Origin of the sequence: Synechococcus sp. H55.8, assembly GCF_047462375.1 — a bacterium.
Taxonomy (GTDB): Bacteria; Cyanobacteriota; Cyanobacteriia; order Thermostichales; family Thermostichaceae; genus Thermostichus.
In genome coordinates, this window is sequence record NZ_JANSJC010000045.1 from 1 (window position 1) to 9,043 (window position 9,043).

Here is a 9,043-nt window from a genome sequence, read left to right on the forward strand (position 1 = left end):
CTGTTGGCGGCGTTGCGCAGCAGGTTCTCCAGGCGGTTCCAGCGAAATTGCCCTTGGTTAAACAGCAGCTCCCGCAGGGAGGTGCGCAGCTCTGGGGCCGGGTCGGTGAGCAGGCGCTGGGCCACATAGGGATAGGCCACACTCAACACTTTGAAGTTGGGATCCAAGCCGATGGCGATCCCCTCCAGGGTAAGCAAAGAGCGGATGATCAGGGCGTAGTAGGCGGGCACGCGGAAGGGAAAATCGTACATCACCCCCGAGAGCCTATCCGTGATGCTTTTAAAATTCAGCTCGGCCACGGAGCTGCCCAGGGCCTCGGCAAAGACAGCCTCCAAAGCGGGGATGATGGGGGTGAGATCCGTGTCGGGATCCAGAAACTCCAGATCCACGTAGTCCTGGGCCAAGGCGACAAAATCCCGGTTCACCAAATGGACAATGGCCTTGATCAGGCCGTAGCGCTGGTGGGGCTGGATGGTGCTCATCATGCCGAAATCGATGTAGGCCAGCCGCCCGTCGTACATGGCCAAGAGGTTGCCTGGGTGGGGGTCAGCGTGGAAAAAGCCATGCTCCAAAAGCTGCTTAAGGGAGCAGTTGACCCCGATCTCGATCAGGTGCCGCCCGTCCAGCCCTGCGGCAGTGATTTTGTCGAGCTGGGTCAGCTTGATGCCGTCGATCCACTCCATCGTCAGCACTTTGGTGCGGGTGTACTCCCAGTAAATTTTGGGGGCGTAGATGGAGGGGTGGCGGTACAGCTCCAGGAAGCGCTCGGCGTTGCGGCCTTCCTGGGTGTAGTCCATCTCTTCGTACAGCCGCCCGGCGAATTCATCGACAATGCCCACCAAGTCGCTGCGGATGCGGCGGAAGGTGCGCTTGGCCCAGGCGGCCAGGCTGCGGATGATGTACATGTCGAGGGAGATGCGCCCGATCAAATCGGGCCGCTGCACCTTGACGGCAACTTTCTCGCCCGTGTGCAGATAGGCTTGGTAAACCTGCCCCAGGCTGGCGGCGGCAATCGGCTCGGGGCTGATTTCTCGAAAGATTTTGTCTGTGGGTTGGCCGATCTCCGACTCGATGAGGGCAAAAGCAACGGCATTCTCGAAGGGGGGCAGCTCATCCTGAAGCTTGGCCAGTTCCTCTAAAAACAGGGGCGAAACCAGATCGGGACGGGTGGAGAGGGCTTGGCCGATTTTGATGGCCGTCGGCCCCAATTGCGTGAGGATCTCCCGCAGTCGAATCGCGTGTTGGGGGCGATGCTTCTGCTCCACTCCTCGCCAGCGATCCCAAAACACCCAGGCCAACAAGCCCAAAAAGGGGGTGATCAACTGAAAGAGACGCCCCAGCACCAGATCCCAGCGCCCCCGATATTGCCTGGCCAATTGCTCTGGGTCGTAGCGCAGGCTTGACTGCGAAACCGACCCTGGCGGGATGGGCAAAGCCGGAGAACCTGCCGCCGCGGAACCCAAGTTATGCTGTCTCGCTGCTGGTGTTGACAGTGTTACGCCCATAGAAACCCCAACGGATCCCGTAACACATCTTAACTTGCTGACTCAACCTAGCGACTCTTGGAGGCAGCCACCGGCTCGCTGCATCAGATGGATGGTTATTGCAAATCAGGTTAAGACACTCCCCAAGCGCTTTGCGCCGCTTCCCTCACCCCCGGCTCCTCCCCAAAAGGGAGAGGGGAGTTGACAGCGGCTCACCTGGGGGTGAGCTGTCACTAGAATGGGAAAATTGCAACAGCTGCCTTTGTGTCTGGATCCCGCACGCTACCGCCTGCTGAGCCGAGTTTAACTGGGTTTGCAGCCCTCAAGGCGCGGCATCTGCTGTTGGCCTTCGTGTTGATCAACCTGGGTGTAGGTTTGGGAGCTATCGCTTTGGCCAAACTGTTGCATCTCCCCTCGGACGACCCGCTGCTGGCCTACCTTATCTATTGCTCTACCTTCGTCATCACCTGTATTTGGAGCTGGCGACGGGGGCAGCAGGCCCATTTGCAGATGAGGCGGCTGTGGGGCAACTGGCGGGCTGCTGTTCCCTGGGGATCCCTGCTGCGGGTGGTGTTGGCTTTGGTGGTGCTCTCCACGGGCACAACTTTGTTGATGCTCTACCTGGTGTCGCTGCCTGCACCGGAGCTGGCGGAGTCAATGCTCCACTCGCTGGGGGAAAAGGATAGGGAAATGCCCTGGCCGCAGGTGTATCAAGGGTTACGCTGGCTCTCGATTGTGGTGGTGGCCCCCATAACGGAGGAGTGGCTATTTCGCGGCATTTTGCTCCACCGCTGGGGCCTCAAGTGGGGTCTCTCCAGGGGGCTGCTGGCTTCCTCCATTGTCTTTGGCCTGCTGCACCCCAACCCGATCGGGCTGACGGTATTCGGCTTGGTGATGGGCCTGTTCTACCTGCAAACTCGCTCCCTCAGCTTGCCTGTCCTGGCTCATGCCTTGAACAATCTCCTAGCCTTGGCGCTGGGATCCTGGGCAGGCGAGGGAATGGAGCAAGCCGATCCGATCGGGGTTTTTCACCTCTACTCCGGCCTGGTTTGTCTGGTTGTGTCTGGGTTCATTTTGGTTCCTTTCGTTCGCTTTCATTGGCCAAAGCGTGGGGCTCGCTTGCCCTATTTCCTGAACTGCTGAGTGTGGATCTCCGTGCATTTCTACCTTGATTTCCCCCTTGCCTGACAGGTGAGCGCTGCTGTGGAGTCTCCTGTGAGAATGGCGGAGACTTTGATAAGGAATGCAAAAAAAACGCCGAAAACTGTTACTCGATCCCGCGAAAAAGCCACGGGGATAGGGATATCCTGAAATAGGCAGCAATAGATTCCCGTGCAAAGTTTAGCTGTGGCTCGCTCGCCGATTGGGTGGCCGTTGGGCCAGTGGGTCAACCCAGAGGGGCAACATGGAAAGGCGGTCTTTTCTGCAAACATTGATCCTGGTTGCTGCCAGCCTTGGCCTCTCCCCTGGCTGGTTGGCGGGTCAGGCTGAGCGCTATGGCCAAGCTTTGGCGGCTGGCTCCCGCAAGTTGGCTCTCTTGATAGGTATTAACCGCTACCCTGGTGAGGGATCCGCGCTACAGGGCTGTGTGACCGATTTGGAGCTGCAGCGGGAGCTGCTCCTGAATCGCTTTGGCTTTGACCCGGCAGAGATTCTCACCCTCACCGATGGGGCCGCCACGCCGAGTGGGATCCAAGCGGCCTTTGCGGAGCACTTGGGGGGTTCAAGTCAGGCGGCGGAAACAGTGGTCGTGCAGTTCAGCGGCTACGGCCAGTGGCGGGCGGGATCGGCGCCAGGCCAGTGGCAGCCGGTGCTGCTGTTGTCTGGCTCTGAAGGAATGGCGGCGATGGAGCTAGACAGCTTTTTCCGGCTTTTGGAAGGCTTGGGTACCGCCCAGATCACCACTTTGTTGGACTGTGGCTTCACCCATATCTCGCCGTCGGTGCGAGGCAATTTGCAACTGCGTTCCCGCCCCCCAGCCGGGAAAGGAGCAGGATCTGCCGCCTCAGACTCCTCGGAACTGCAGCGGGTTTGGCCGTCTCCGCCCAAGGGCTTGTTGATTGCCGCCACCACCCCCCAAGACTTGGCAGCAGAAGCCGCTTGGCCAGGATTCTACGCTGGAGTACTCACCTATCTGCTGACGCAGTACCTGTGGGAAAGCACACCTGCCACCCGCCTGCTGGTGGCCTTCAACCAAGTGGCCAGCCGGCGGGAGCTGGGCCTGTTTGCCTGTCAGCGCCCCATCCTAGAGGGCAAAGAAACGGCTCGACGCATCCCGCCCTACTTCCTCACCCCCCCTCAGGTGGCAGTCAGCGGCGTGATCCAGGAAGTGAAGGGGAATCGGGCTCAGGTGTGGCTGGGTGGGATCCCACCGGCGGCGCTGGGTGGTCTGCAGCCGGGTACTCTTTTGGCTCCCCTTTCCACCGCCTCGTCGGTGCCGCTGCTGATTCGTTCTCGCAGCGGGCTGTTGGCCCAGGTGCAGCCGGCCAACGGGGAAGGTCAATTTCCCCCCGTGGGCACGCTGGTGCGGGAGCAGTTGCGCAGCCTCTCCAGCAGCCTCAAGCTTTTGGTGGGTCTGGAAGACAACTTGGGTCGCGTTGAAAAAGTGGATCTGACCAACGCCATCGCCGGCCATAGCTGGATGGAGACGGCTAACCCGCGCGAGCGCCAGGTGGATTGCCTGCTAGGGCGCATCACCCCAGAAATGGCCGCCGCCTTTCAAGCAGACGCTCTGCCCAAGCCTTTGGAAGTCAACGGCTACAGCCTCTTTTGGCCGGGGCGAGAATTGCTGCTCAATTCCTGCGGGCCGGCTGGGGAAGCTGCAGCTACGGCGGTACAGCGGCTGGTGCCCCGTCTGGCCCATCTGCTGGCAGCCAAGCGCCTGCGGACTACCCTCAACGCCGCGATCTCGCCGCTGGCGGTGGTGGGGGAATTGTCCACCAGAAGTAAAGCCCCCTTGCGGGGGTCACGGCTTGCCCAAGGGGCTGCTGCCGAGCCAGGCATACTACGCTTTATGCGCGGGGATCTCTTGCATCTCACCCTGCGCAACGAAGGCGAGCAGGATCTGTTCGGCTACCTGTTGATGGTCGATTCCAGCGGGCAACTGCACCTGTTGGCTCCCGTGCCCCAGGAGGACTTTGCCCTGCCACTGCGTCTAGAGGCCAAGGGCAGCCTGACTTTGCCACCCCTGCCTGAGGTGGCCGGTGAGTCGCGCTCTGCCGTCAATCCCGATCTGCTCACCTGCCATGCCCAGGGGCTGACCGAGCTATTGTTTGTGGCCAGTACTCGCCCCTTGTCGGCCAGCTTGGAAGCCCTCAAAGCCATGGTCCGTCAGCAGGGGATAACCCGTTCGCCGATGTTGCTCAGCAAACCGCTGGAGTGGACGCAGATGCTGCTAGAAGAGCTGACCCGTCGTCCGCCAGAAGGGGATCCCGACCTGCGCTGGCTGGATCCCAGCCAGGCTGTTACCCTTTCCCTCACCTATTTGCTGGTTTAGCTCAGCAGCAGGGCAAACAGGCCACAGAGGGCAATGCCGTCGAAAACGCCGGCCCCGCCAATGCTGAGAATGCCCGAGCAATTGCGCCGCAACACTTCCGGCAGGTGCAGCAGATCGGCTCCGATCACCGTGCCCAAAACCCCGCCGGCAAAAGCCACCGCCGGCGCCTGATCCCCCGCCCAGAACAAAGCGGCTAGGGCTGCCGTGGTCGGGGCAATCAGAGGATTCATCTGAATGCCGATCCCGGGCACCACGTGGGAAGCGTAGTAGCTAACCACCGTTACCAGTGCCGTTACGGCCAGGATCAACAGCCCATCAGCCCGCCCAAATTGGTACAGGGCCAAGAGCACCGGGATCAGCCCTCCACCCACGTTGAGGGCAACCACCGTCTCCTGAGAGATCTTGGCCAACGGGATCCCCCAAAATTGCCGCATCCACAGGCTGGCCAGGTCTTCTACCAGAGTTACCTCGCACTTGACGCGGTAGAGAGGAATATTGACCGAGCTGCCCACCAAGATGGCCAGCAGCAGCAACAGCGCCCCCTCCCGCGAGAACCCCAGCTTCCCCACCGCCAGCGCCACCACGTCCACCGCTAGCCCCAGCCAGAGGAAGGGCAGCAGCAGCACCAGCATGAAAAACAGCAACAGCGAGACCGGCAGGTAGAACATGGCAGGGATCCCAGACTTTCTTCCAGGCTATCAGGCTCCCCCAACTCTAGACAGAGAGGATCCCGCTCTTGTAACAAAAATGACAAACAAGTCTCCTAACTCTGTTAGAGCCCGAAAATTTTCTTGCGAATTTCTTGAATAATTTCGCGACCGGCGCGCCAATCGCTGGGAGTCCTAGATAGAATAATTTGATAGCGCGGATCTCTGTGAAAACGAATCTTGACATGGTTGTCTTCTGAAGTAATCTCAAAACCAAGTCTCTGCAGTTTTCGCTCGTGAGAATCACTCCATTTGCGATAGTCTAAGAACAAATCATCTATAGACCCCATAATATCTTGACGATGTCTGTTGCCTTCCTGTGCATCGTTATATTGAAGCAGATCTTCAAGTATATGCCGAACTCTGCTTTTCTCATGTACTTGATCAATTGCTCTGTGCAAGATTTCCAAAATAAAACTCTTGGCTTCTTGGGGGTAAAATTCTCTCTCAGTTCTTCTCAAAATTATATCTGTTTCCGATGGCTTGCACCTCCTATAATGCCTTGTTCCTTGGGACATTGCAGACACAGTCTCTTGAAAATCTTCTAAGTCAGCCTTCAGCTTCTCTATTTCCTCATCCCTTTGTTGAAGCTGTAGTCTCAGCTCTGTAACCTCGTCTGTGTATGCATAGTGCTGCTTAGCTGAATCGCCTCTAGTTTGTAGCCATCTTTGCTGCTCCGCACGCAGCCTCTCTATCTCTTCCTCTCTTTGGAAGAGTTGGTTCTGTAGCTCTTCAATCCCTGCTTGGAGGTTTTGCACTCGCCGATCTTTGTCTTGGAGCTGTTCCAAAAGCTGCTGCTGCTCGGCCAACTGGGCTTCAAGTTTTTGGAGCCGCCCGCTCCTTTGCTGAAGCTCTTCCCGCAGCCTAGAAAGTTCTTTCTCGCCTTCCTCAATTTGCCAGCGGAGCTCCTCGATTCTTTGCTCCCGGCGGCGGAGCTCTTCTTGCAAGCGCTGTTGCTCGGCCAGCTGCGCTTCCAGATCTTGGACTTGCTTGCTGCTCTGCTGAAGCTGGGTTTGGAGCTCTGTCAGTTCCGCTTGCCGGTTCTGCAGCTTCTCGTCCCTCTCCTGGACTTGCCGGGACAAGTCTCCGACGAGACCCTGCCATCTTTGAATTTCTTCCTCCTTCCGCGCAGACTGGTCCTGTAGCCCTTCAATCTTTGCTTGGAGGCTTTGCACTCGCCGATCCCTGTCTCGGGCAGAAGACCAAGCAACCCTCGAGGCTACTGCGTTCCCGGCTCCAACCACCAGAGCCACTCTGAGGGCTCTGCCGAGGTCAGACTGAGGCAAAGCGGCAATGCTAGCAGCGGTGAGCGTGGTGACGATGTGGACGCAGAGCGGCTTACGTATATCCATTGGGAGTGCCGAGTGATTAGAAACCTGAAACTCAGGGTAATCGATGAAGTCAGTGACGTCTGCGCAAAATACTACACAAAGAAGGAAGAAAGCTTGAAGGATTGTTAAGTTACAAGGGATCCGAAAAAAGCAGACTTCAACGTTGCCGCATTTGCGGATCCAAAGCGTTCCCCAGGCCAAAGATTGATGCTCGGTATGTTGACATCCTCCCTGCACTGCCAGCTTGCTTCCGCACAGCGCTAGGACGGGTAATTGCTGTCCCGACGGGCTGACGCCTCAGAAGCCTGCGGTCGAGCGGATGCTGCCTTCCACCCGCTTTTGGCGAAGGGGAACCTAGGGCAATAGGCCGCCTGGGCACCCCTCAAGGGATCCCGGCCACTCCCGTTTGGCGGGCAGCCTGAACTACTGCGGCAGCCACCTCAGAGACCACCCGCCCGTCGAAGACCGAGGGGATGATCCACTGGGGATCCAAATCTTCAGGTGGGATCAAATTGGCGATGGCGTGGGCGGCCGCTAGGCACATCTCGGTGTTGATCTGCTTGGCGCGGCAATCCAGAGCGCCGCGAAACACGCCCGGAAAGGCCAGCACATTGTTGATCTGGTTGGGGTAGTCGCTGCGCCCGGTGGCCATCACCGCCACCCGATCGCTCACCAGCTCCGGCTGGATCTCCGGCACCGGGTTGGCCAGGGCAAAGACAATGGGATCCGGCACCATGCTCTCCACCATCTCTGCCGCCAGGGCATTGGCCACGCTCACCCCGATGAACACGTCCACTCCCACCAAAGCCTCTGCCAGGGATCCGCTCTGCTCGACTGCAACTGCCGCCTTTTCTGGGGTGAGGTCGGTGCGGGAGCGGCTGAGGATCCCTTGGCGGTCGCAGACCACAATATGGTTGGCCCCGGCCCGCCGCAACAGTTGCGTGACGGCAATGCCAGCTGCTCCCGCCCCATTGAGCACAATGCGCACCTGATCCAGGCTTTTTTTCACCACCTTCAAAGCATTCAGCAAGGCGGCCAGCACCACAATCGCCGTGCCATGCTGATCGTCGTGGAACACCGGTAGGTTGAGGCGGGCCTTGAGCCGGGATTCAATGGCAAAGCAGCGGGGGGCGCTGATATCCTCCAGGTTAAAGCCGCCAAAGCCGGGAGCCAGGCGCACCACCGTCTCCACGATTTCTTCCACCTCCTGGGTGGCCAGGCACAGAGGGAAGGCATCGATATCGGCAAAGCGCTTGAACAGGGCCGCCTTCCCCTCCATTACCGGCAGAGCGGCCTCCGGCCCGATGTTCCCCAAGCCCAGCACAGCGCTGCCGTCGGTAACAATGCCCACGCAATTGCCCTTGATGGTGTAGTCATAGACGGCGGCGGGGTTGGCGGCAATGTCCAGTGCCACCCTCCCCACCCCCGGTGTGTAGGCCATGGCCAGATCGGCGGCGCTCTCCAGGGGGCTTTTGGCCACCACCTGCAGCTTTCCTCCGCGGTGCAGCTCAAAGGTGCGATCCACCACCCGCTCTACTTTCACATTGGGCAAAGAGGCAACAGCGGCGCGAATTTGCTCGGCATGCTCGCTGCTGACAGCATCCACCGAGATCTCCCGCACCGTCTCTGCAGAGGATTGATAGACGAGGTCGATCTGGCTGAGGCTGCCTCCCACCTCGGCAATAGCCTGGGTGACGCGGGCCAGTGCTCCTGGCTGGTTGGGCAGGCGCAGGCGCAAAGCAATACTGTAGCTGGAGCTGGGGGTGAGTTTCGTCATAGCCTTCTATAGTAGACGAATAGTAAACGAAAAACTGCCTTCAGCAGGGCGAGCCCGTCCAAAACTGAATCCTCTGGTCACTGTCAAATGGCAATCAAACTATGAACTACCCCACCGCGCAGGCGGGTGGGGTTTCCTCACCCGCTTGACAGCAGAGCTTTTGTCTCTTCTTCTGCCCCAGTTGCTTCATCGTTCGCGGCAGCGGGACGGAGTCCATCCCGTGTACCGGGTCTCTGAAGTAGAGCTGA

The 9,043-nt window shown here is 59.1% G+C and carries 6 protein-coding genes; 2 read left to right on the plus strand and 4 right to left on the minus strand.

Annotated features, from left to right (window positions below; all coding sequences use genetic code 11):
- The coding region (locus tag NW862_RS12480) for an ABC1 kinase family protein (protein WP_414427234.1) at positions 1–1,505 on the minus strand (1,505 nt) is incomplete at its 3' end.
- Between the two features lie 243 nt (positions 1,506–1,748).
- Here NW862_RS12480 and NW862_RS12485 point away from each other — a divergent pair.
- Both NW862_RS12485 and NW862_RS12490 read left to right on the plus strand, forming a co-directional pair.
- A complete protein-coding gene (locus tag NW862_RS12485) occupies positions 1,749–2,627 on the plus strand; it encodes a lysostaphin resistance A-like protein (RefSeq protein ID WP_414335634.1) in 879 nt (292 codons plus the stop codon).
- A gap of 262 nt (positions 2,628–2,889) precedes the next feature.
- Positions 2,890–4,980, plus strand: a complete 2,091-nt coding sequence (locus tag NW862_RS12490) for a caspase family protein (RefSeq protein WP_414427235.1) — start codon at positions 2,890–2,892, stop codon at positions 4,978–4,980.
- Here the strand turns inward: NW862_RS12490 and NW862_RS12495 are convergent.
- The 3 genes from NW862_RS12495 to NW862_RS12505 form a co-directional block, all read right to left on the minus strand.
- Positions 4,977–5,648 carry a DUF1614 domain-containing protein gene (locus NW862_RS12495; protein WP_414427236.1) on the minus strand — a complete coding sequence of 224 codons (672 nt, stop codon included), beginning with the start codon at positions 5,646–5,648 and terminating at the stop codon, positions 4,977–4,979. The two genes, NW862_RS12490 and NW862_RS12495, sit on opposite strands and share 4 nt — an antisense overlap.
- Before the next feature lie 104 nt (positions 5,649–5,752).
- Positions 5,753–6,862 carry a hypothetical protein gene (locus tag NW862_RS12500; RefSeq protein ID WP_414427237.1) on the minus strand — a complete coding sequence of 370 codons (1,110 nt, stop codon included), beginning with the start codon at positions 6,860–6,862 and terminating at the stop codon, positions 5,753–5,755.
- Positions 6,863–7,400: 538 nt separating this feature from the next.
- On the minus strand, positions 7,401–8,795 hold the full coding sequence (locus tag NW862_RS12505; protein WP_414336179.1) for a malic enzyme-like NAD(P)-binding protein: 1,395 nt from the start codon (positions 8,793–8,795) through the stop codon (positions 7,401–7,403).
- Between the last annotated feature and the right edge of the window lie 248 nt (positions 8,796–9,043).